Genomic DNA, 23,007 nt, shown 5'->3' with positions numbered 1-23,007 from the left:
TAAATACTAAAATCTAAATAAATACGAATCATATGCTATATCAACCTCTTTTATTTTTAAGCGGCTTAAACGGAATTATATTGCTGATTGTCGGTTTAACTGTCTTTTTAATCTTTGCATTCTTTGTTGTACTGAGTGCATTCTATAAAAAAATACCACAGGGTAAGGCGATTGTCAGGACAGGTGTCGGCGGCACGAAAGTTGCCTTCAACAAGGGTATGTATGTCGTCCCGGTTTTCCACAAGATGGAGATCATGGACATCTCCATCAAAAAAATTGAGATTGCCCGGATGCAAGGCGAAGGACTGATCTGTAAAGACAATATACGTGCTGATATTAAGGTGGCCTTTTTTGTCCGCGTCAACAAAAATGTGGACGATGTAATCAACGTTGCCCAGAACCTAGGCTGTGATCGTGCCAGCGAACCTGAAACATTAAAGAGCATCTTCGAATCTAAATTTTCTGAAGCACTCAAGACTGTAGGGAAGAAATTTGACTTCATCGAATTGTATGAAGCCCGTCGTGAGTTTCGCGATGAAATCCTCGACATCATTGGCACAGACCTGAACGGTTATATCCTTGATGACTGTGCGATCGACTATCTCGAACAAACAGATATTGAACACTTAAATCCCAGCAATATCCTGGATAGTGAAGGTATTAAGAAAATTACCGAGCTGACTGCAAAACAAAATATCAATGCCAACTTCATCCGTCGAGATGAAGAGAAACTGATTAAAAAGCAGAACGTGGAAGCGCGCGAGGCTATCTTAGAACTGGATCGCCAACTTGCTGAAAAAGAAGAAAAACAAAAGCGTGAAATTGATAATATCAAGGCACGGGAAGAGGCGGAGATCGCAAAAGTACGTGAGGAAGAGCGCCTGAAATATGAAAGCGTCCGCATTTCGACCGAAGAGCAGCTGGCCGTACAGGAAGAAAATAAACTACGTCAGATCATCATTGCCGAGAAAAACAAACAACGGACAGATGCTGTCGAAGCAGAACGTGTAGAGAAAGATCGTGCATTGGAACAAACCGAACGTGAGCGTATAGTCACCTTGGCTCAGATTGACAAAGAACGTTCGATTGAGACCGAAAAGAAAAGCATCCAAGGGGTTATTAAGGAACGCGTACAATTGGAGAAGGGTGTTATTGAAGAACAACAGGGAGTCCGAGATATTGAAGTATTCCGCGAAGTAGAACGGAAGAAACAAGCAGGCGTTATCGCAGCATCACAAGAAGCCGAAGAGAAATTAATTTCTACGGTAAAAGCTGCTGAAGCAGCGAAAATTGCGGCAGAACAAGAAGCTGAGAAAAAAGTGATCGACGCTGAAGCAGCACGTAAGATTGCTGAAAAACGTGCACAGGAATTATTAATAGACGCCGAAGCGAAAAAAGAAGCGTCACTCAAAGAGGCTGAAAGCCGTAAGATCATAGCTGAAGCGCAGGCGAAAGAAGAAGCCGCATTAGGCTTGTCAGAAGCCGAAGTAATGGTGGCAAAAGCCGAAGCCGAAGAAAAGCAAGGTACAGTACAGGCAAATGTGATCGAGAAAAAAGCCGAAGCGATGCGCAAAGAAGGTTTAGCACAGGCGGAAGTTGTTCGTGAAAAAGCACTTGCGGAGGCAAAAGGTATCGAAGAGAAAGCCGAGGCCATGAAAAAACTGGATGGTGTGGGTAAAGACCACGAGGAGTTCAAATTACAGTTACAGAAAGAACGTGACATCGAACTTGCACAGATCAATATCCAAAAGGATATTGCACAAGCACAGGCTGGTGTATTGTCCGAAGCACTTAAAACAGCGAAGATTGACATCGTTGGTGGTGAAACCATGTTCTTCGAAAACATTGTACGTCAGGTATCCAATGCCAAAGGTTTTGACCATCTGATCGACAATTCTAAACATGCTACTGATATCAAGAATTCACTATTGGGCCCAGACGGCAAAGGTGATCTTGCTGAAAAAGTACGTGGATTAGCAGATAAATATGGGATCTCATCCAATGACATCAAGAACTTAACAGTTTCTGCTGCGTTGATCAAATTGCAACAGGCAGCTACAGATGCCGAGAACGGTGAAGATGCAGGCTTTATCAATTCCCTATTTGGGTTGGCAAAAAACTTAGGCATTTCAAACAAGAAGTTGTCTTAATACATGTTAAGCCAACACATACTGCGTGTGAGATAAGCGAAAACTTCTCACACGCACTACATTGATTTTTTCACAGCAATACAGTAGAGAACTGTCCATTTTATGCCAGAAGAAAACGTAATAAATCAGAACGATAGCCTTGATCAAGGTGCATATGAGATTATCCGAAAACGACTTCTTACACAAAAAGAAGAACTTGCGACCAAGCTCCAACAGTTGAATGAAGCCCGTAAAGAAGTCTTCAATTCAACGAGCTTTGTCCTCAAGGCCAATCAACGGATCACCACAGAAAACAACTGTGTTGCCCGCGGCATTCTGGCCTTGGATAATCAATGTATTTTTGGGTATAATGTGCACTTCGGACTGCGGACCGAGATTAAGCTGGAAGATGTTTTCAGTGTTTACGCATTTGAGAATAATCAATTTATTCCGCAGCCCCTCGACCTGATCAATGATCAAAATTTCATCTCAGATTATCAAAATCTATATAAATACTATCGGGACTCCATATTCTCCAAATTTCGTAGGACGGAGAATTATTTGTACATGATCTTTCAGACCAGCAAAAATCCCGCTGATCTGAAAGCATTCAAATGGTTAATCAAAGATGGTCAGCTCCAATATCAGGATGACCGCAGCATTCACGAAGTCAAATTGCCCAATCAATTTGAATTTGACTGGACGAAAACCACGCTTGAAGACCGTCGGCTCGGTAAGCATCCCCATATATCGATTATGGATAAGATCTTTATCGAAGCAATCAATGGTGACATCACCTTCAAGATCGAAAACAACACAGACAGCGGCAAAGGGATCTATTCCGAAAAAGTGGTCAATGCAGACCAACAACTGGATGATGCAGATTATTACTATGCTGATCTTGGCAATCTTATCGCAGTTCGCATCAAGCCTTATCAGGAAGATTTCAGAGCCTTTGTCTATAACCAACGGACTAAGGAAGTTGTCAACCTCAAATCACTGAATGAATCCGCAATATTGTTACCAGACAACCAAGGGATTATTTTCTCGAATGGATATTACTTACAAAATGGTACACATAAAGTTTTTGACGCCCAATTTGAACAGGTATCTTTTCTACGAAGGATAGCCTCTCCCAATGGTGAAGATTTTCTGTATATATTCTGTCAGGAAGAAACCAATACCTATATCCTACTGTCCTATAACATTATTCAGCAACATGTAGAAACTCCGATCATCTGTAATGGCTTCACACTGTTTAAAGATGGTAGTTTAATTTATTTCCGTACCGAGGCGGAAGCCACCAGGCATCATCAGGTGCAGATTTGGGAAACACCTTATATGGCCATGCTCAAAGAAAATGAGCAGAAGAAAGATGACCCCCTTTATAAAGTAGGCAATAAACAGATCGTGCAGGCGATGGCCGAGGCACAGGAGGTCATACAACTGATCAATAAAGAGGACAGTTACGAAGGTTTATACGAAGATATCCTCAAAAAGTCCACAGTTTTATTGGATTCCTATTTCTGGATCAAAGATGACGCTTTATCAAATCTTGGCAAGCCATTAACACAGATCAAGGAAGTCGCCAATACCGCTATTGATGAGTTCTTCAAAGTACAGGCGCAACGCAAACATGCCGCAGAATTAAATATCGCAGCGGAAAAGAAGATGGAAGAACTCACCTTCTCCATCAATAGTACCGTTGTAGACAAACTCGATCAGCTCGTTCATCAATTGGCCGACTCCCGTCGTCTTCAGGGTGAAATCATTGACCTTAAAAATGTAAAATATATTGATACGGTCAGGATAGATAACCTATTGGAAAAACTGCAGGACATCACATCTGAGCTAGCCGAAAAAACCATTGCTTTTCTGCTACGTGATGAATCGCTGCTTCCCTATGAACAGAAAGTAGAACAGCAAAAGAAGAATGTGGAGGCCATAGTGAAGGTCTACGATGCCAAAGCGATTGAGGAAGCCAATTCGGCCATTTCAAGTGAACTGGAACTATTGATTGATATCCTCAATAGTCTAAGAATTGACGACTCCACGCAGACAACCAAAATCATTGAAAAGATTTCGGTTATCTTCTCCTCCTTAAATGAGGTTCGTGCACAGCTTACGCGAAAACTAAATTCATTAAAGAGTACAGAGGCAATAGCCGAATTCTCGGCACAGCTAACGCTGTTGGAGCAATCCGTGACCAACTACCTCGAACTGTCAACGACAACCGAAAAGGTAGACGAGTATTACACGAAAGTGATCGTTCAGCTGGAGGAACTTGAAAGTAAGTTTTCCGAATTTGAAGATTTTGCCCTCAAGATCGCGGACAAACGTGATGAGGTTATCAAGGCTTTTAATTCCCGCAGAGAACAAATCGTTGAACAGATCAACAAGCGTACGTCCTCGATCGAACAGATCGGTCTTCGTGTATTAAAGAATATTGAGAACAAATCCAAGACATTTGCAACGCGGGAAGAGATCCTCAGCTTTTTTGCCTCGGATCTGATGATCGACAAGATCAGACAGTTGGTACAGGAGCTAAAAACACTGCAGGATGTCTCAAAAGCGGAAAATCTTGAAAACCTATTAAAGAAATCACAGGAAGACGCTTTACGGGTTTTACGGGATAAGAATGACCTCTTTGTGGACGGCGAAAATATCATCGCGCTGGGCAAGCATAAGTTTGCGGTCAACAACCAATCCCTTAGCCTTACCTTACTACGCAGAAATGACGAACTGTATTTCCACCTGACTGGGACAAGTTTCTATCAAAAGGTGCAGGCCGAGGAAATCAACAGTTTTCAGGACATCTGGGATCAGGAACTTGTCTCTGAAAATAAGGAAGTCTATCGTGCAGAATACCTTGCATACAAAGCTTTCATTGCGTCGAAAGGACAACAAAATTTTGATGCGCCGTTGTTTATTACACAGACCGTGGAGCAAAGTTATTCGGAAGGTTATGTCAAAGGAGTTCACAATGTGGATGCACTGTTGATCTATGATACGGTCAAACAGTTGGATACCAAATTGGATCTGCTTCGCTATGATCCGATATTGCGCACGATGGCTCAACTCTTTTGGCAATCCCTTTCGGATGATCAGCGTGCAAAGCAATTGGCGCTGATACACTCTACCCACACGATTTTAAAAACGTTTCCAAATTCAAATCGTTACCAGTCTGTCATTGATGAACTGACCAAGTTATTCAATGCATGGAAGACACACTTGGATCGCTCTGCCATAGATGGCCGTGACCTGTCAACTTACCTTTTCCAGACCTTCACGAGCTACAATACTTTTGTCGTCAGTGAACAGTCCGATGAACTGAAAAAGGCTTTTATTCGATTGCTGGAATCCAAGAAAAGTTACAAGCTTTTTGAAGCGGATATTCAGAACGAACAATTTAGCTTGCTAGATCGCTTTTACCTGACCCTAAACTGGCTCAACTCCTTCGTTGATGAGCATCCGGAATATCTTACACTACGCAAATATATTGAAGAAGCAGCGATCATGTTGCTATATCCGACCCATGAATATCACCTGATCATCGCAAAGGACCAAGCACATGTCAGCGGATTAAAAGGCAATCATGCGATCCTGAACAATGGAGAAGAACATATTCAATATCATGATTTTTTAGCACGTCTCGCGCAATTCAGTGCGTATAATGTACCTCGTTTTGTGGCTTTCTCCACATTGAAAGAGCAGCTTGCGAAGTCCTATGCCAAAGAACTAAAGATCGGTGAGTTTGAGCCCAAAGTACTGACTTCCTTTGTACGTAATAAGCTGATCAACGAAGTTTACTTTCCATTGATCGGAAATAACCTCGCGAAACAGCTGGGAGCTGCAGGTGACAACAAGCGTACGGCCCGTATGGGCATGCTTCTGTTGATCTCGCCTCCGGGTTACGGTAAGACTACCTTAATGGAATATCTTGCCAAAACTATGGGTTTACATTTTGTCAAAATCAATGGCCCAACCATTGGTCATTCGATTACATCCATTGACCCGATTGAAGCGAAAACATCCGGAGAACGGGAAGAGCTCAAAAAGATCAATCTTGCATTTGAGATGGCTGACAATGTCATGCTGTATTTGGACGATATCCAGCACTTAAATCCGGAGTTTTTACAGAAATTTATCTCTCTGGCCGATGGTCAACGTAAGATTGATGGTATTTTTGAGGGTGAGAGCAAGACCTATGACCTCCGTGGCAAGCGCTTCTGTATTGTGATGGCAGGAAACCCGTATACCGAGAGCGGCTCTAAGTTTCAGATTCCCGACATGCTTGCCAATCGGGCAGATGTGTACAATCTCGGCGATGTGATCGGTGATACCGAAGCATTATTCAACCTCAGTTTGATTGAAAATGCGGCGATTGAAAACAGTTACCTCGAGAAGATTGCAAGCAAGTCGTTTAATGACTTCTATGCCCTGGTCAACTATGCACAGTCTGTTATGGATCAATTGCCCAATTTAGAGGGAAACTATCTGAAACAGGATATTGATGACTTTATCGCTGTGCTACGGCATGTGCTAAAAATCAGAAATGTTGTGATCAAAGTGAATCAGAATTATATTCAGAGTGCAGCGATGCAGGATAATTACCGTACCGAACCGCCATTTAAAATGCAGGGATCGTATCGGAATATGAGCAAACTGGTTGCACAGGTGGTCCCCATGATGAATGAGCAAGAAATTGATCAGGTTCTTCTCGCACACTATGAGAGCGAATCGCAGACACTAACTGCGGACACTGAAAGTAACCTTTTAAAACTAAAAGAGCTTGCCGGACTACTGAACCCTGTCGAGCAGGAACGTTGGGAAGCCATCAAAGAGATCTTCCGCAAAAACAATAAACATGGAGGACTAGCCAAAGATGATAAAGTCTTCGGTCAGCTACTGGACTTCAATGAAAATCTGGAAGGTATTATTCAGGCAATTCGGGAGTATAAGAATTAAGATTTTCTACTGCTATCCCAGCTCACTTTTCTAGTCCGTTCACCTGGGATAGCAGTGTTTTGATACGATTATTATCAACTTTTTTTTAAGTTTTAGCTAATTTAGGACTGATTAATGATGATCTTTGATAGTATCAAATAATACTATCATCATAATGAAACCACCGCAGACTATTACAAATGAAACTTTAAAATTAATCACTCGCCTCAGGATATTTAGTATGATACTTTGTTTCCATAACTGTTTTAATTTCTATTATATCTTTTCCTCAGGATCAAATAATACGACCATCTTCTGCTCGAACGCGATCTTAGCGATTTCAAATAAACGTTCAAGTTCTGTGAGGTAAGAAACGTAGTGTTCCATTCCGACTATTTCTCCATCATGAGCTTCCAAATAATCACTTCCAAAACTTAGATAAACATCTGTATTTTTACTTAGCTGCCCCCTTAGTTGCGGCAGCACTCTTGCAGCCATTTCTTCGAGTTCTTTGCTTGATCTATTCAAACTCGGAATATCGAATGATAGAGCCCAGATGACCATACGGTAGATTTGTTTTAAGCATGACAAAAAAAGAGTAAAAACCAAATCTGAAACAACATCTCCTTCACAAAGCAGGGCCTTACATTTCTTTAAAAAATGTTCTGTTATCTCAACCTGATTATTGAATTTAGACGAAAAATTATCTTGAAAATTTTTTAGAGAATCAGCTTCCGGTTCCTCCAAACGATATGGGCTTCCCGAAAACACCAGAAATTTAGATCGACAGTGCGCAACATTGTAAAAGTATCCATCTTTCATTTCTGCTTCCCATTCATCTCCCGAATGAATATTAAACACAACAGTACGCTGTTTCATACACACAAGCTCAAGAATACCTTTTACGATCGGTTCGTTCCGATCTAAATCATATTCCCAGCCATCAAGTATCAAAATAATCTCTACATAGGGCTTAACTTGGTATTTTTCAATAGCAGGGTGTGGTATCAAGAAAATCCGATTTGGCTCCAATACAGCAACTATTAAATCCAATAATGGTTTTAACGTTGAATACTCGCGATCAAGTTGGAGCAATCCGCCTATCTCACGCATCCAACGTTCAAATTCACCACTTCGCTCTCCGGGATGGAGATAGATATGATTTGTGGTGATTCTCTGATTTTGGCTTTTATTAACAGACCCGTGATAAATAGTCCCTACACTTCCATGTATGTCATCCATAATTTTAAAAATTTATATTGGTTTATAATTTTCTCTCCTTCGAAATATCACTAAGCAGGCTTGTACCATGAAGCAAGATGCTCACGATTATTTTATATTTCAAAACAAAAATAAAGATAATCTATACAATTATAAAATTTTTAAATAAAATATGTTATACAAGAAATCTTCCGCAAGAACAATAAACACGGTGGACTGGCTAAAGATGATAAAGTATTCGGCCAGTTACTGGACTTCAATGAAAATTTGGAAGGTATTATTCAGGCAATTCGGGAGCATAAGAACTAAAACCACATACCCGATCACTCTCCATTGACTTGAATAGAGTCAATGAGAGAATTTGAACAGCAGAATATCATAAGGTAATTGACCTGTAAATTGTTAGCATGTTTAAAACTAGTATCTTTGTAAGAGTTTAACTAGCTGTAATTTTTTAACAGGTAGATCACGCTAGTTGAATAGCAGATTTATGCAAAGGATCTTTGGATAAATATTTAGCAGAAGAACGAACTTAAAGGACTTAATCATGGAAGCAATACTTTTACATCCGCAAAACAAAGAGCAACTTGAAGCAATCAAGGCAATTGCCAAAGCATTGAAAATGAAATTTGAGACTACCACTGTAGAAGGCAGTACCTATAATCCAGATTTTGTAAAAAAGATACAAAATGGCCGAGCGGATGTTAAGAACGGCAAAGGGACTAAAATCGGCATTGATGATCTATGGAAATAATTTATACTCCGCAAGCGGTAGAAGATTTAAAATTCTGGAAAAAATCAGGTAACAAAATAATCTAGAAGAAGATTCAAACTCTTATTCTTTCTATATTAGAAACACCATTTGAGGGTATAGGCAGACCAGAAGCGTTGAAATATGAATTATCCGGCTCGTGGTCACGAAGAATAGATCAGGAGCACAGACTTATCTATGAAGTATACGAAGAAAATGGAGAAACAATACTCGAAATACAGTCTCTTAAAGGCCATTATCTGTAGATAATAAACTCAGCGAAAATACTGGATGGAAGCAAAACTTATTAAAACTGAAGAAGATTATGCACAGGCTTTAGACCGCCTTGAAGTAATATTTGATGCTAAAATAGGTTCAAAAGAAGGAGATGAATTGGAAGTTTTGGGGCTTCTCATCGATAAATATGAGACCGAACATTTTCCTATTAATCTCGCTGATCCTGTTGAGGCCATCAAATTCAGAATGGAGCAGCCAAATTTTACACAGAATGATCTTGCTGATGTTCTTGGTCAAAAAAGCCGTGCAAGTGAAATATTAAATCGAAAGCGGAAACTCTCTCTTGAGATCATTAGAAAACTTCGCGAAAAACTCAATATCCCTACAGATGTACTTATACAAGCCTATTAGTAATTACTACTAGGCTATAAGCTTTTCAATCTTTTGAGCTAATTTTTTGTTCTCTTCTCCGCTAAAGCTCTCTTCAAGATATTCTATTGTCTTCTCCAGCTCGTTTAACATATTTGGAGTATATAGCTATTACAACTACTTTTCGTAGATCTTTCGAGCTGAAAAGTGGAATAAAGTCTTTTTGTCAAACGGATTGGATCTGCATTTCTGAGCAATGGAAGCAGAAAATGGGGTATTTTGCGTAGACAAGGGGTCAACTTGCGCCAAATCAATAGCTTAAACACTATCTATTTAGCACAAGTTCACCCCCTATTCTGTTCATTTCATACGTACAATCCTATTAACCAAGAACATGAAAATAATTTAACAGCTTACTTGGTTACGATTCTATATACAGATCGTTCGGAAATACGATTATCCGGCTTTCACAGTCCCCGAAGAAACGGTAAATATCCCGTAATCGTCAATAAGCATCCGCTCCTTGTGCACTCCATTGTAAGCCATAATCCGATCCAATTCTTTCTGCGACCGTCGGCGCATGACCCAGTCTTTCTTCTGATGACTATTCAGCACATAAGCGATCATTTTCAACTGTGGATGCCATGGCTGTCCGGTATAGACCAGATGGCTATTTTCCTCACAAATGGAAGTCGCGCCATGTACAGCACTGCTCGCCATTTCATTGTCGCCAAACAATTCGAAAATACCGGAGATCACCACAATATTAGGGGCAAAATCCAGTTTGCTGTATGTAGCCGGATCAAAACAGTCGTAATTGCTGAAACGTATTCCGCGGAGCCCTTTCCTCTTAATGATTTTCTCACCGACTGCAATATTTGACAACATAAACTCATTGATCACAATCTCCACTTCTGGGTATTTTTCTTTGATGTCAAACAAATAATTTCCGGTACCGCCAGCAATATCCAGAATTTTTACAGGTCGGCCGGTAGACTTGACCTGCTCAATATTCTCTTCTAATAGACGTAATAGATGCTGTTTGCGTATACGGATTCCTTTCCATCCAATCGCCTCCAAGTACCCTTTATCGATGATTTTACCTAGTCCCAACCTACCCTTTGGCTCGTTGTGATAAACGTAATCCAATGAAATTCCTGAATCAAAGCCAAATTGAAGACCTAAGTTCATCCCATGACTCAATGATCCGATCTTGCCTAAAGTCCATTTTTGGAATGCATAGTTTAGCTTCTCAGCCGCTGGCATCACCTTATGGTACAATTTCTCATATTCTTTTACCGAAAACTCGTCAGCCTCCAGTCCCTGTTCGGGCATTTGCCTTGCATAGGCTTTCGTAATAAAATCTTTTAAATAGGTATAGACTTTCTGTCTGTTGGATTCAAACAGGATACCATGATAAAAATTACGCAGGGTAATAAATGTCTTTAGCTTGGAAGCGATGGAAACGAAGAATTGCTTTTGCACCGAGTTTTTAACCACATAGTCCTTTTCAGCAGATAGCACAATCACGGGAATATCGATTGCGGCTGCATCGTCTACGATACGCACACCAGCTTTCAATAGATCGACCAATAAAGCGCCGTTAATGGATTTTGAGATTAGGGGATCAGCATCATAAGCCTGTTGTTGTTCGATATCATGCGTCAATACCTTCGCTTTAACATAGCTTTGGATAACAAGATCCTTTTTCAGTTTAGTTCCCAGTGCAATCATCTGATTGGCCAAGGGCACATACAGTTTGATTTCAAATGCGGGCGCCAATAAAGCCATACCTGCAATCGGAGGGGCAAAATCATGTACCCAAGCACTTACAATGACCCCAGCAATACTATTGGCGATGACAAAGACATCCTTCGTATCAACCGCATATTCGGTATGAATATAGGACACAAAACAGTCCAGATCACGCACATTATCCATGAAAACCGGTGATACGGGCACTTTGGTATGGCCATGTCCACGCAGGTCGAATGCAAAGATGGAATAATCGGCAAACTGCGGATCGGTAGCCATCTCCTGCAAGCGTTCTGAATGTTCATGCCCACGGTGCAATACAATTAAAGCCTTTTGTCCCTGTTGATAATTCCAAACACGATATAGCAGTTCCCCTTGATCGAAACTCTTAAAATAACCTGATTTCATCTTTTTATAATTTATTCCATTAATACAATGGTGTATGTAATTTTAGTTTCTCTTTCGATATGCCTTTTAAAAACAAAGACCAAGCCACCCTTTTTGATCACGATCTGCCCGCGACGATAATTTTCATCAGCTGGATCGCATGATCATGTAACACCATATGCCTATTGATCGACTTCACCCGACCAATAGCTTTATTTAAATCTAAAGATAATAATTCCTGCGTCATCAGAACAGCAAAAATCATGCTCCTACTATAACCCATTGTACAATGAATGACCATATTTTCATGTTCGTTCATTTTGCGGTAAGCGGATACCATAGCGTCTATGATCACATGGGCATGATGCAAATCGATCTCCGCAATATCCAGCAAAGGGAAAGAATAATACTTTTCCATGGCACCTAAGAGTTTTACCTCCTCCAGCTCAGCTGCAAGGTCAAAAACAACCAGATTGCGATCCAATCCCAAGCCTATAAGTTCCGAAGCGTTCAACCTTGGCCCCACATAACAGCGGGGCAATAACTCCATCAGCGGCGGATTATTTTTCTTTCTAAAAAAACGCCACATCAATCGGTACGCAAATTGGTAAGGAGCGTAAAATACTTTCTTTATCAGCGATATTCGACCCCGATGATCCTTTAAAAACCTCGTATTACCGCGCAGGTAATTGTAACCAACCGCAAAGCAGACGAAGGCTACCCAAGCAAAAACAATCAGCGGCAATAAATATCCCTCGCAAAGCAGCGCCAGTAGCATGAATATCCACCCAATAAGGTAATAACTATTCGCTAGTTGTTGGTTTCTGACTACCGGACGACAACTATCAAGATTTTGGGTATCAATGCCCGATTTCTCAGCTTTCTCTTCGTTCCGCCCCCTGCTTTGACCTATAGCCACCCCTTGTACCGATTGTTCAATGGCATTCGGAAAGAGTATAAAACTGAACTGAACGAGTATGCAAGCTGTCAATAGATCGATCACATGGTGCTGATATACGGCCAATGTTCCTAAACCCATCAACAGAAGCCAGATGCCCAAGATTATTTTCTTCCAACCGTTGAACTTCCAACGCAGCACCGACCAAAAAATACAGGCATAAGCGACATGCAGGGAGGGTGCCTGATTAAAAGGCGAATCATATTCCTTTAAGAAGGAAAAGAAAATAGTAAACAAAGGATATTCAACCGACGGTCTGTCAAAAGAAAACCGCAACGGAAAAAGGAGAAAGCACAATGCCGCAATCAGGGTAACAAACGTAAATCGCTTTGCATAGCACAGGAGCTCCCCTTTTTGTCGACAGTAAAACGGCACGAAGCAAAAAAACAGGCCACTACTCATATAGGGTAGGATCATCCATGGAACGAACGAAATATACTGTTCAAAATCGAATACAAAGGAAGGCACCGCAACTAAACTGGAGGCGTAGCCTGCTGTATAAGGATAGGTAAGTTGAAAAAGCAACAGGCAATAAATGGCAACAAGGAGCTGCCCACTTACCTTCTTTAATCGTTTTTCATCCATTTGGCTTTCCTAAACATGATTTTACTTAATAATACATGGGGAAGCAGACCTAAAAATCCCATCAGCCATTTCATGCGCATCGGAAAAATCACGATTTCTTTCTTTTGCTGTATCGCCTTTAAGATGCGTTGCGCGGCATCGTCCACGCTAATCAAAAAGGGCTTTTTGGAGAGATCCTGCTGATTAAGTTCGCGCAGTTTGGTTGTATCCACATACCCCGGTGCGATGACTGTCACCGCAATCCCATACGGAAGCAATGCCCTTCTGTAGGCATCAGCCACTTGAATTGCAGCCCGCTTTGTTTTGCTGTACAAACTTGAGTTTGGAAAATCCAGCGTCCCCGAGACGGATGCTATTGTTGCGATCTGCCCATTTGATTGTCCACGCATGGCTTCGCGGGCGACTTCAAAACAGTTCAGGGTACCCAGCATATTGACGCGGAGCATCGCACTTGCCTCTTCATAACTGATGCGCAGTGCCACATCATCGGCATAACTTCCGGTACAATTGATAAAAAGATCCAATGTCCCATGATCACAGAAAGAATCAACGGCATCAGCCAATACGTCCCGATTACATACATCCACTTCAAACTTGATGAGCGCATCGTATGTCGCTTGATTGGTCAACTTTGAAAGGTCTCGACCACATACAGCAACTTCAGCCCCTTGTTGGAGGTAGCATTGTGCTAGTGCCAAACCTATTCCGCTTGTTCCGCCTGCGATAAATACCTTCATTTTATAAAAAAAAAAATAGCGATTATATTACCCGCTTGATCGGGCTATCCTGTCAAACAAATAAACTTTCGATGTATGCCACCTAAACTCTCCAATAGATCCCGTATTACACGATAAATACTTCCAAGAACCATTACCCAGATACATCGTGTACTACGCCATCCGCAGTTCCATCGCCCTGCGATATCCATAATTCCACTGTGCTTCCATCGCAACCGCAAATTCATCCAGACTTGCCGGAAGGGACAATGTTATTTCAAATCTACGCCAATCTATGTCTTTTCTGCAATAGTTTCCTGCTAACTTTTCCGCAGCATCCCTTGTATCGATCCATCGGAGGCCCTGAAATTGCTGATCAATATCCCGCAGGCGTTGGTTTCCGCTGAAGCCCAATACCGCTCTGACCAATCCCTCCTCCTGCAATTTATACCTCTGCTTGCGCTCACAGATTACTTCTGCTGCCAAAGACTGCGCCAGTTCTACAGGTACCAGATCAATGGCTCCACCAGCATAATATTCTCCATTCCGCTGTATTGGCTCAATATAAAACATATCGGACATGGAAATACGAACAGCTTCCAACAAGGTTACCGTTGAATTTATTGCTACCGCAGGGGCAACAGCACTTTGTCCATAATTTTCACCTTGAATTTGGATATTATCCAGACTTACGTTTGATAGTGCAGTGGTATTCCCCATCAGGACTTTCTGGTAGAGCTTACGTTCGCCCCGTCTCTCTCCAACTGCTGAGCGGTCAAAAAGCATTTTCGAACCAATAATAATTGCCGGTATTTCCTCCGAAAATGGACGGTTCAAAGTCGGTAATAAGGGCGAAAGATCATGTTCCATCTTGACCAGATAACGATCAAAAACATCTTCCAGATAAGGAGCGGATCGTTTATCCCATTGCTTTTTCAGTACATATAAACCAAGTTTGCCCAGATGGCGCTGCTCCGTAAGCTGATGTCCACAGAAGAAACGGTAAAACTCTTCGGACTGGAGATAAGATTTTCGCTCTACATCCCTTGCAAAAGCCTGAATAATCGCAGCGGCCAATGATCCACCGCAGGTAGCTATCAGTAAATCCGGTTTTAATCCCAGTTCGCCCAACGCCGCATACATTCCTAGGTACAAGCCAAAACGAGTACCTCCACCTGAAAATAAAACTGCCCGTTGATAATTCATTTCGCGATATATTAGATGTGCGTGTATCCTTTTACAAAGTCAAGACCCAATTCCAATTTTTTAGTCACCATTACAAATTCGTCATTTCTATCAAACAAATAAAACCATAGAACACAGGTGCATTAAACACCAGGCTATCTATCCGATCCAGTAATCCGCCATGTCCGGGGATTATTGTCCCCGTATCCTTGACTCCGGTCTTGCGTTTCAAAAAGGAGAAAAGCACATCACCACAAAATCCTAACGTACCAAAGAGCAAGCCAAGCAACGAAAAGCAGATAAAATCCCCTAATGGCAACAAGAGATAGCCCAAGATATTACTCAAAATTACAGTTAGCCCGATACCACCGATACATCCGGCAACAGTTTTGTTTGGACTGATACGCGGCACGATCTTTCGTTTACCAAAGAATTTACCCATGAGGTATTGGAATACATCGTTCAGTTCTGTTAAAACAATGATATAGGCCACGAGCCGTAACCCAATTAGTTCATCCTGACGGATTTCGACCGTCCGGATAAAGGTCAGCTGGCTGAATGCAAGCAAGCAGGCAGCCGCTCCAAAAGTCATTCCGATCGCGGCGCTCACCGTTGTTTTCTGTTCCAACCGAAAAAAAAGCCCAATCCCTATGCACAACAGTGCAGCCCATAACAAGTAAGCTCCATACGAGCAGTAGATTAAAAGTAGCAATTGCAATAGACCAACGACAACAGCAAAGGGCAACGCAAAACTAAAATTGGGCACAAACATCTTCATAAATTCGCGCAGGCCCTGAAAGGTAAGCCAAGAAACAAACAGCAAAGATGTTGTCTGGGGGACGAAAGCAATCGCCAATACAAGTACAATGTAGCCCCAGCTTCTGACTCTTACAGGGACATCAGCAAACTTGTCCTTCGGATTAGATACTTCACTCATGTGCCACCAATGCCTTTCTCAATCGCGTTATGGAACTCAAGACCAATAACAAACATAGCACCGCAAAAAAATAGCTCGAAAATGCAGTGATCGAAATATGCAACAAACACAAAATCCCGTATACCCCCAGCAGCAGTGCACGGTCACTTTTCCCCATGGGCCCGTCATAACGACGGTCATTGGCAACCACTTTTCCAATTAGACCACAGAATTCATTGATCACGCTCAGAATAATAAAGCATACAACCAGATATAAACTCTCGGGATGAAATTTCAGCAAGGGAAAGAAGATCAGGACATCGGAGACAATATCGCCCACCTCGTTCAGAACTTCACCTGTTTTACTCGTCTGATTGAAAAGACGGGCCATCATACCGTCCAGTGCATTCAACGCCATTCGTAACAATAATCCGACTGGCAATGCCAAAAAGAAAACCGGGAAACGATCGGCATACCAAAACAGCAGCGCTATAAGTATAGACAGTGCGATCGACCCGATCGTAATTTGATTTGCAGTCACCTTTTTTCGATGCAAGAAGGTCAGAATCGGCATCAATAACTGCTGAAACTTTGGTTTTAATTTATAAACAGAAATCATATTGTACGAGCTATAGCTCTCTTTTTTATTTTTTTTAAAAAAAATTTGCATAGTGTAATAAATACACTATATTTGTGTCATCATAATTTAGGTTTATAATTGGTTATTTAAGGTTTTCATTCTCCCCGTTTGAAAACCTTTTTTTTTGTCCTCAAATTATGGATTACCATCGTCCGCCGGCACCGCCGCCGCCAGAAGATCCACCGCCAAAGCTACCGCCACCACCGCTACTACTAGATCCACCGCCAGAACTGCTCGATGTAGACCGTACCTTGACAGGAATTGAATGCTCCCCATGAGATACACGATGTCCACAATTCTTACAGAGGTCAAAACGTTCTTCTAGCCCTTGTGAACTATAGGTTGCGGCTCGGATCGTTTTAGTACGCCCTGTTTCAAAGGTTCTATAATGGCATGCAGGACAATCGACAAAGCCAGCATTTTCATCCCAGGGAACCAGCTTGATTTCATTGCTTGTCTGATTTACCCAGATCTCATAAGATCGACTACCAATTTTCTCCTCCATGAGCTGTCCCTTATCCAAGTAAGCGCTTTCTCGGGTAGATACTTCATCCTTATTCATCCGTAACCAACTTCCCGAATCATCCGGAGGAGTCAGTCTAAGTTCATTCCTTCGGATCCGTTTATTTATTCCAATAAGATCAAATAAGGCCAATGGACTAAGCAATAGTGGGACAAGTCCCCACACACGAAATTTACGTAAGGCCCGTTGAATATTCTCCTCATCGCGATAGGAGTTAACAATCTGTGTGCGGCTAGCATTATATTTCATCGCCAAAGTGATGCTGCCAAATACAAATATAAAATAGGGTAAATTTTTCCACTGATAAACCACCTCAAAATTGTTTAAGGCAAAGGCACAGATAAACACACTGATAAACATTAGTATTCCCATACAGCCACATCCGCTTACCAAAGGTGGAAAATACTTACTCTTTTTCGTCAGCTGCCCCTTTATTGCTCTAGTCACTTCACCCAGCCAGATATAACATATTGCAAACAAGCCCAAGACCAAAAGAGAGTTGCGCAGGATAGGACTTTTAAAGCTCCAAACAGGTATCGCTTCCGGCATTAGGCGCTCCAGTTCAGCCTTGCTGTCTGCGGAAGTCAGTATTGTTTTTATAAAACCCGAAGCTTCTAAAACACCGCGGTCATAACCTTCATTTCGGAAGTTGGGTACGAGATACTTCTCTCCTATACGTTTAAGATAAGCATCTGGCAGGATACTCTCCATACCATATCCAGTAATAAAGCGGTATTCATGCCTCTCTTTTGCAATAAACAATAAAAGCCCATTGTTACTTTCTTTCTTACCGATACCCCATGTATTGAATAATTTTAAAGCAAATTCAAAATCACTGTCACCAATATAATTGTTAACAACAACGATGGCAAATTCACTTTTTGTAGCGGCCTCAATCTGTGACGACAAACCATCTAACTCAGACACAGCACCCGAAGATAGAATCCCATCCGGATTGGACACAAAATAATCTTGCCCCTTTATTTTCGGATTGGGCAAATTATCTACTGTATAAGCGGTAGATTGTCCAAAAGATGTTAGTCCAGTTAGGAAAGTTCCCAACCAGAACAAAAAAAAGATATAAAATCGATGTAACTTCAGCATAATTTTAGAACAGCAAAATTCGGTTCATTTTCACGATATTAAGAAAAAAAAATTTATGTTGTTTATTTAAAGGGCGATGCCTAGAAAAAGGGTGAAAGTATCCGTATGAAACTATTTCATCGCTGTCAATGGCCAAGCCAATGTAAAATCAAGACACCGATCAATCCAACAACAGAAACGAGCGTTTCCATCACCGTCCATGAGCGAAACGTATCCTTCATGCTCACTCCAAAATAAGATTTAAACATCCAAAATCCCGGATCGTTGACGTGCGAGAACATGAGACTACCCGCTCCCGTCGCTAGCACCATTAATTCGGGAGTAACATCGCCTGCCTGCACAATGGGGAGCATAATCCCCGCTGCCGTGAGTCCAGCAACACTTGCCGAACCGATCACTAGGCGAATGATGCCGGCTATTAACCATGCAAGCACAAGAGGCGACAAGCTCAGGTCTGCGGTTAGGTCAGCGATGTAGTTGGCTACACCACTATCTACCAAAATTTGCTTGAAGGCGCCTGATGCTGCAATGATAAAAAGGATCATCATTATCCCACGAATTGCTTCTTCCACACTTTCTGACTGCTCCCGCAAACTTTTACCTTGGCGGATACCCATCGTGTACATCGCCACTAGCGAGGCAATCATTAAAGCCACCACCGGGTCACCCAAGAAACGTAGTGCCGTCAGCCAAGAGGAGCCTTCTGGGAATATTAGATGTGCAAATGAACCAAAAGCAATTAAAATTATTGGAAACAGCCCCGTAAATATACTAATTGCAAATCCGGGAAGCTCTTTCCTATCTGCCTGATCGTGTTCAGGAAAAAACTCGGCCGGTGGGTTGGTCGGAATACGCTTAAGCATTCTGCCAAAAAGTGGTCCACCGATAATTATGGCAGGAATTGCTACAACAATGCCATAGGCCATTGTCAAGCCTATATCCGCATTGTAAGTAACCGCTATGGCTGTAGCGCCCGGATGTGGTGGCAAATAACCGTGCGTCACGGAGAGCGCTGCCAGCAGTGGAATGGCTACGTAAAGCAAGGGCATTTTATTGGAAGCACATACCATGAAAACGAACGGTACTAAGACGATAAAACCGACATTGTAAAATAAGGGAATTCCTACTAAAAAGCCCGTGAGAACCATTGCCCAAGGTAAGTTCTTTCGGCCAAATACAGCCGTTAGTTTCGTTGTAATCTTTTCTGCAGCCCCCCCTTCCGCCATCAATTTACCCAGTAAAGACCCGAACGCCAACAAAAGTGCCAATTGGCCCATAGTACTGCTCACTCCGGTTTCAACAGATTTAAGGATATCGACGGCATTCATATTCATGGCGAAACCGACCGCAACGGAGGTTATCAGTAACGAGAAGATCGTGTTTAACCTGACGACAGTGACTAAAAGAAGTAGTAAAGCTACTCCCAAAATAACGATGATTAGCGGCATAATAATTTATATCTAGTTAAAACTCGCCTTCCAATATATGGTACAGGTGTTCAAATTTCTGGAAGTTTTTCATATATACGGCGTGATTCTCCTCACTCGGTCTATAATAGTGTTCGGGATCTAGCTTTCCTTGCGCTTGCTTGTTTTTTACGGTAGGCTCACCTCCCTGTATACCCAATGCTTCCAAGCCGATCAATGCAGCTCCCCATGCAGAGCTTTCTACCGTATTTTTGGTAAATACAGGTTTATTGAAAATGTCTGCAAGCATCTGCACCAACAATGATGAACGCGCCAGGCCGCCACTTGCGAAGATCGTATGAATGGGCCCGGTGTTCTCCTCTAATGCGATTCCTACACTGTAAATTGCAAACAACATCCCTTCCATCATGGCACGTGCGAAGTGTGCCCTGCCGTGATGCAACTGTATTCCAAAATAAACGCCCTTTGCATTGGAATTCCAATGTGGTGCCCGTTCACCAGTGAGATAGGGCAAGAATATCAAGCCCTCTGCCCCGGGAACGACGGAGTCGACCAAAGCATTTAACGAGGCAGAAGAATCTCCATCCGTTTCCATTTGGGCAAATTCATGCAAAAAGTTGTCTCGAAACCAGTTGCGTAATACACCGCCATTGTTGACCGCGCCACCAATTATATATTCATTTGGTCTCAGTAGGTAGGTAAATAGCCTTTGCTTTTTTTCTTGATTTGCCTGCGAACTCGCTACGCGAATAGCTCCACTCGTACCGATAGTTACCGAAGCCACCCCAGGACGTATAGCTCCTACACCGAGATTAGCCAAACAACCATCGCTACCACCTATCACAAAAGGGGTATTTTCAGGGATGTGCATCAAGGCTGCAATTTCTCGGCTAGGCCTATTTAAAATATAATCGACTGGAACTGGCGATGCCAGTTGCCCTTCCGATATGCCCGCCAACCTTAACGCCTGATCAGACCATGTTAGGCGATGTATATCGAAAAGCCCTGTTGCAGATGCAATGGAATGATCGACCACATAAACCCCAAAGAGCCGGTAAAAAAGAAATTCTTTGATACCGATAAACTTGTGCGACTGAGCAAATAATTTTTGATCGTTAGATTTTATCCACATTAATTTGCAAAGCAAAGACATGGGATGTATTGGTGTACCCGTCTGCTGATAAAGCTGCCTGCCCACCTCACTTGCCTCCAAGGCAACCGCAATATCCTCGCTTCTGCGATCTGCCCATATCATGCAATTGCTAAGTGGCTTGCCCGCCGAGTCAACAGCGATCAGTCCGTGCATAGCACTGCTCACCGAAATACATACGGGTTTCGGTATACCGGCACTAGATTGCTTTAGGCTAATCATGACATACCTAATAGAATCAATACATGCGTCATAAACAATCTCTGGATCTTGCTCATACCAGCCTTCCGACGGATTTAATATGGGATAAGATATACTATGCTGTGACAAGATGTTCCCCGCGTAGTCAAATGCAACAGCTTTCGCAGATGATGTACCAATGTCTAATCCAATAATCATAAATAAAATTGATGTTAGGAGAGTTCAATATACGGATTATCTGTGGGTTTACAACAAAAGGTTCATTACCAGCGGAGTAATTGAAGGGAGAAAAACGCCTTATAACGATCTGCTGATAATTTGTCTTTCATAGTATCAACAAAAATGGTAAATTTCAACTTAGAAAAACGATATTAAACGATGAGCATAGATAAAAAGAATAACTGCGATTTTGGAATAGTTGGACTCGGCGTAATGGGACGTAATTTATTGCTGAACATCGCCGACAACGGTTTCGCGGTAGCAGGCTTAGACCTCGATCCACAGAAAGCTGAGTCATTGGAAGCTGAAGCCAATGAAGGACATCGCATCAAAGTGACACCCCAAGTAGAAGAGTTTATAGGAGTTTTGCAAAAGCCCAGAGCAATTATGCTGTTGGTGCCGGCCGGAAAGCCGGTTGATATGGCGATTGCCAGTCTTGTTCCGCTTTTAGATAAAGGAGATATAATCATCGACGGCGGAAACACATACTTCGCGGATACGGACAGAAGATTTAATGAACTTTCCGTTAAGGGTATACATTTCTTCGGAATGGGCATATCTGGAGGAGAAAGTGGCGCTCGTCGTGGTCCAAGCTTGATGCCCGGTGGCGACAGAAAGGCCTACGAAAGACTAAGGCCAATATTCGAGGCGGTTTCGGCCAAGGTAACCGGCGAGCCCTGTGTGGAATTTTTAGGCAACGGGTCGGCCGGAAATTATGTAAAGATGGTACATAACGGTATCGAATATGGTATCATGCAGTTAATTGCAGAGACCTATGACCTGATGAAAAAATTATATGGTTTTGATACCCAAACCATACAACAGACATTCGAAGAATGGAACAAGGGCGATTTAAACTCATTCTTGCTTGAGATTACCGCTCAGATTCTGAAGAAAAAAGAGGGCGACCAGTATTTGGTGGACCTGATTTCAGATTGGGCAAGATCAAAGGGAACGGGTAAATGGACTTCGCAAAATGCGATGGATCTACAGGTGCCAGTGCCGGTGATTGATGCAGCGGTCAATATGCGCGATATGTCCAAATACAAACCCGAACGTGTGGAGGCGGCAAAACTACTTAAATGGGATGGACAACCTATCGATCTGCCCGCCGAAACGCTTATTGCTCGCTTAAAAGATGCATTGTACTTTGTGATCATCACGACCTATGCGCAAGGTTTGGCACAGCTTATTGTTGCATCGGAAAGTTACAGTTATGAGCTAAATTTACAGGTGGTAACCAAAATTTGGCGAGGCGGCTGTATCATTCGCGCGTCTTTGCTCGAAGATTTTAGAAAAGCTTATGCGACTAATCCGGGCTTGCGCAATATCCTACTTGATAGCACCATTGCACAGAAGCTACTGAGCACGCAGGCCAGCGTTCGCGAGGTAGTGAAAGATGCTATCGCAAACGGGATACCCGTATCCGGATACGTAAATGCACTCGCTTATTTTGATGCCTACCGATCGGAGAAATTACCTACAAATCTGATACAAGCACAACGAGACTATTTTGGCGCACACACCTATGAACGTATTGATCAAGAAGGCACCTTTCATACACTTTGGGATTAAACGAAAAAAGCT

General features: G+C 42.2%; 16 protein-coding genes. 6 read left to right on the top strand and 10 right to left on the bottom strand.

Annotated features, from left to right (window positions below):
- Nucleotides 1–32 precede the first annotated feature (32 nt).
- Both J2X77_RS13135 and J2X77_RS13130 read left to right on the top strand, forming a co-directional pair.
- Nucleotides 33–2,150, top strand: a complete 2,118-nt coding sequence (locus J2X77_RS13135; RefSeq protein WP_209577633.1) for a flotillin family protein — start codon at nucleotides 33–35, stop codon at nucleotides 2,148–2,150.
- A gap of 102 nt (nucleotides 2,151–2,252) precedes the next feature.
- Nucleotides 2,253–7,097 (top strand): DNA repair ATPase, encoded by a 4,845-nt coding sequence (locus J2X77_RS13130; RefSeq protein ID WP_209577631.1) that lies wholly within the window; start codon nucleotides 2,253–2,255, stop codon nucleotides 7,095–7,097.
- Nucleotides 7,098–7,352: 255 nt separating this feature from the next.
- Here J2X77_RS13130 and J2X77_RS13125 read toward each other — a convergent pair whose 3' ends face one another.
- Entirely contained in the window at nucleotides 7,353–8,318 is a 966-nt protein-coding gene (locus J2X77_RS13125) for a hypothetical protein (RefSeq protein ID WP_209577629.1), read from the bottom strand.
- 526 nt (nucleotides 8,319–8,844) lie between these two features.
- Here J2X77_RS13125 and J2X77_RS13120 point away from each other — a divergent pair.
- The 3 genes from J2X77_RS13120 (at nucleotide 8,845) to J2X77_RS13110 (ending at nucleotide 9,696) form a co-directional block, all read left to right on the top strand.
- A complete protein-coding gene (locus J2X77_RS13120) occupies nucleotides 8,845–9,051 on the top strand; it encodes a DUF2683 family protein (RefSeq protein ID WP_108636245.1) in 207 nt (68 codons plus the stop codon).
- A 71-nt stretch (nucleotides 9,052–9,122) separates the two neighbouring features.
- On the top strand, nucleotides 9,123–9,314 hold the full coding sequence (locus J2X77_RS13115) for a Txe/YoeB family addiction module toxin (protein ID WP_286858972.1): 192 nt from the start codon (nucleotides 9,123–9,125) through the stop codon (nucleotides 9,312–9,314).
- Between the two features lie 25 nt (nucleotides 9,315–9,339).
- The gene (locus tag J2X77_RS13110) at nucleotides 9,340–9,696 is read left to right on the top strand and encodes a helix-turn-helix domain-containing protein (RefSeq protein WP_209577627.1); all 357 of its coding nucleotides are present in this window, start codon (nucleotides 9,340–9,342) and stop codon (nucleotides 9,694–9,696) included.
- Nucleotides 9,697–10,110: 414 nt separating this feature from the next.
- Here J2X77_RS13110 and J2X77_RS13105 read toward each other — a convergent pair whose 3' ends face one another.
- The 9 genes from J2X77_RS13105 to J2X77_RS13065 form a co-directional block, all read right to left on the bottom strand.
- Nucleotides 10,111–11,817, bottom strand: coding sequence for a bifunctional alpha/beta hydrolase/class I SAM-dependent methyltransferase (locus J2X77_RS13105; RefSeq protein WP_209577625.1), 1,707 nt, complete (start codon nucleotides 11,815–11,817; stop codon nucleotides 10,111–10,113).
- A 97-nt stretch (nucleotides 11,818–11,914) separates the two neighbouring features.
- The gene (locus J2X77_RS13100) at nucleotides 11,915–13,339 is read right to left on the bottom strand and encodes a phosphatase PAP2 family protein (RefSeq protein WP_209577622.1); all 1,425 of its coding nucleotides are present in this window, start codon (nucleotides 13,337–13,339) and stop codon (nucleotides 11,915–11,917) included.
- Nucleotides 13,321–14,076: an SDR family oxidoreductase gene (locus J2X77_RS13095; protein WP_209577620.1), complete on the bottom strand. Its 756-nt coding sequence runs from the start codon at nucleotides 14,074–14,076 to the stop codon at nucleotides 13,321–13,323. The genes J2X77_RS13100 and J2X77_RS13095 overlap by 19 nt, the downstream gene beginning before the upstream one ends.
- A gap of 153 nt (nucleotides 14,077–14,229) precedes the next feature.
- Nucleotides 14,230–15,261 carry a patatin-like phospholipase family protein gene (locus J2X77_RS13090; RefSeq protein WP_209577619.1) on the bottom strand — a complete coding sequence of 344 codons (1,032 nt, stop codon included), beginning with the start codon at nucleotides 15,259–15,261 and terminating at the stop codon, nucleotides 14,230–14,232.
- A 70-nt stretch (nucleotides 15,262–15,331) separates the two neighbouring features.
- Nucleotides 15,332–16,177: a phosphatidate cytidylyltransferase gene (locus tag J2X77_RS13085; RefSeq protein ID WP_310081062.1), complete on the bottom strand. Its 846-nt coding sequence runs from the start codon at nucleotides 16,175–16,177 to the stop codon at nucleotides 15,332–15,334.
- Nucleotides 16,170–16,775, bottom strand: a complete 606-nt coding sequence (locus J2X77_RS13080; protein ID WP_310081061.1) for a CDP-alcohol phosphatidyltransferase family protein — start codon at nucleotides 16,773–16,775, stop codon at nucleotides 16,170–16,172. Before J2X77_RS13080 ends, J2X77_RS13085 begins: the two co-directional genes overlap by 8 nt.
- A gap of 163 nt (nucleotides 16,776–16,938) precedes the next feature.
- Nucleotides 16,939–18,423 (bottom strand): TPM domain-containing protein, encoded by a 1,485-nt coding sequence (locus J2X77_RS13075; protein WP_209577614.1) that lies wholly within the window; start codon nucleotides 18,421–18,423, stop codon nucleotides 16,939–16,941.
- A gap of 125 nt (nucleotides 18,424–18,548) precedes the next feature.
- Nucleotides 18,549–19,871: a gluconate:H+ symporter gene (locus J2X77_RS13070; RefSeq protein WP_209577613.1), complete on the bottom strand. Its 1,323-nt coding sequence runs from the start codon at nucleotides 19,869–19,871 to the stop codon at nucleotides 18,549–18,551.
- A gap of 16 nt (nucleotides 19,872–19,887) precedes the next feature.
- Nucleotides 19,888–21,399 (bottom strand): gluconokinase, encoded by a 1,512-nt coding sequence (locus J2X77_RS13065; RefSeq protein ID WP_209577612.1) that lies wholly within the window; start codon nucleotides 21,397–21,399, stop codon nucleotides 19,888–19,890.
- A 180-nt stretch (nucleotides 21,400–21,579) separates the two neighbouring features.
- Here J2X77_RS13065 and gndA point away from each other — a divergent pair, with 180 nt between their 5' ends.
- Nucleotides 21,580–22,995, top strand: a complete 1,416-nt coding sequence (gene gndA, locus J2X77_RS13060) for an NADP-dependent phosphogluconate dehydrogenase (RefSeq protein ID WP_209577611.1) — start codon at nucleotides 21,580–21,582, stop codon at nucleotides 22,993–22,995.
- Nucleotides 22,996–23,007 lie beyond the last annotated feature (12 nt).

This window comes from Sphingobacterium sp. 2149, assembly GCF_031455655.1.
GTDB lineage: Bacteria > Bacteroidota > Bacteroidia > Sphingobacteriales > Sphingobacteriaceae > Sphingobacterium.
This window is presented reverse-complemented; position numbering and strand designations above follow the sequence as displayed.

Coding starts and splice junctions, on each gene's coding strand:
- J2X77_RS13070 (WP_209577613.1), bottom strand. CDS start 19,871: ATGCCGCTAATCATCGTTATTTTGGGAGTAGCTTTACTACTTCTTTTA.
- J2X77_RS13095 (WP_209577620.1), bottom strand. CDS start 14,076: ATGAAGGTATTTATCGCAGGCGGAACAAGCGGAATAGGTTTGGCACTA.
- J2X77_RS13065 (WP_209577612.1), bottom strand. CDS start 21,399: ATGATTATTGGATTAGACATTGGTACATCATCTGCGAAAGCTGTTGCA.
- J2X77_RS13130 (WP_209577631.1), top strand. CDS start 2,253: ATGCCAGAAGAAAACGTAATAAATCAGAACGATAGCCTTGATCAAGGT.
- J2X77_RS13110 (WP_209577627.1), top strand. CDS start 9,340: ATGGAAGCAAAACTTATTAAAACTGAAGAAGATTATGCACAGGCTTTA.
- J2X77_RS13080 (WP_310081061.1), bottom strand. CDS start 16,775: ATGATTTCTGTTTATAAATTAAAACCAAAGTTTCAGCAGTTATTGATG.
- J2X77_RS13085 (WP_310081062.1), bottom strand. CDS start 16,177: ATGAGTGAAGTATCTAATCCGAAGGACAAGTTTGCTGATGTCCCTGTA.
- J2X77_RS13075 (WP_209577614.1), bottom strand. CDS start 18,423: ATGCTGAAGTTACATCGATTTTATATCTTTTTTTTGTTCTGGTTGGGA.
- J2X77_RS13090 (WP_209577619.1), bottom strand. CDS start 15,261: ATGAATTATCAACGGGCAGTTTTATTTTCAGGTGGAGGTACTCGTTTT.
- J2X77_RS13105 (WP_209577625.1), bottom strand. CDS start 11,817: ATGAAATCAGGTTATTTTAAGAGTTTCGATCAAGGGGAACTGCTATAT.
- J2X77_RS13120 (WP_108636245.1), top strand. CDS start 8,845: ATGGAAGCAATACTTTTACATCCGCAAAACAAAGAGCAACTTGAAGCA.
- J2X77_RS13135 (WP_209577633.1), top strand. CDS start 33: ATGCTATATCAACCTCTTTTATTTTTAAGCGGCTTAAACGGAATTATA.
- gndA (WP_209577611.1), top strand. CDS start 21,580: ATGAGCATAGATAAAAAGAATAACTGCGATTTTGGAATAGTTGGACTC.
- J2X77_RS13100 (WP_209577622.1), bottom strand. CDS start 13,339: ATGGATGAAAAACGATTAAAGAAGGTAAGTGGGCAGCTCCTTGTTGCC.
- J2X77_RS13125 (WP_209577629.1), bottom strand. CDS start 8,318: ATGGATGACATACATGGAAGTGTAGGGACTATTTATCACGGGTCTGTT.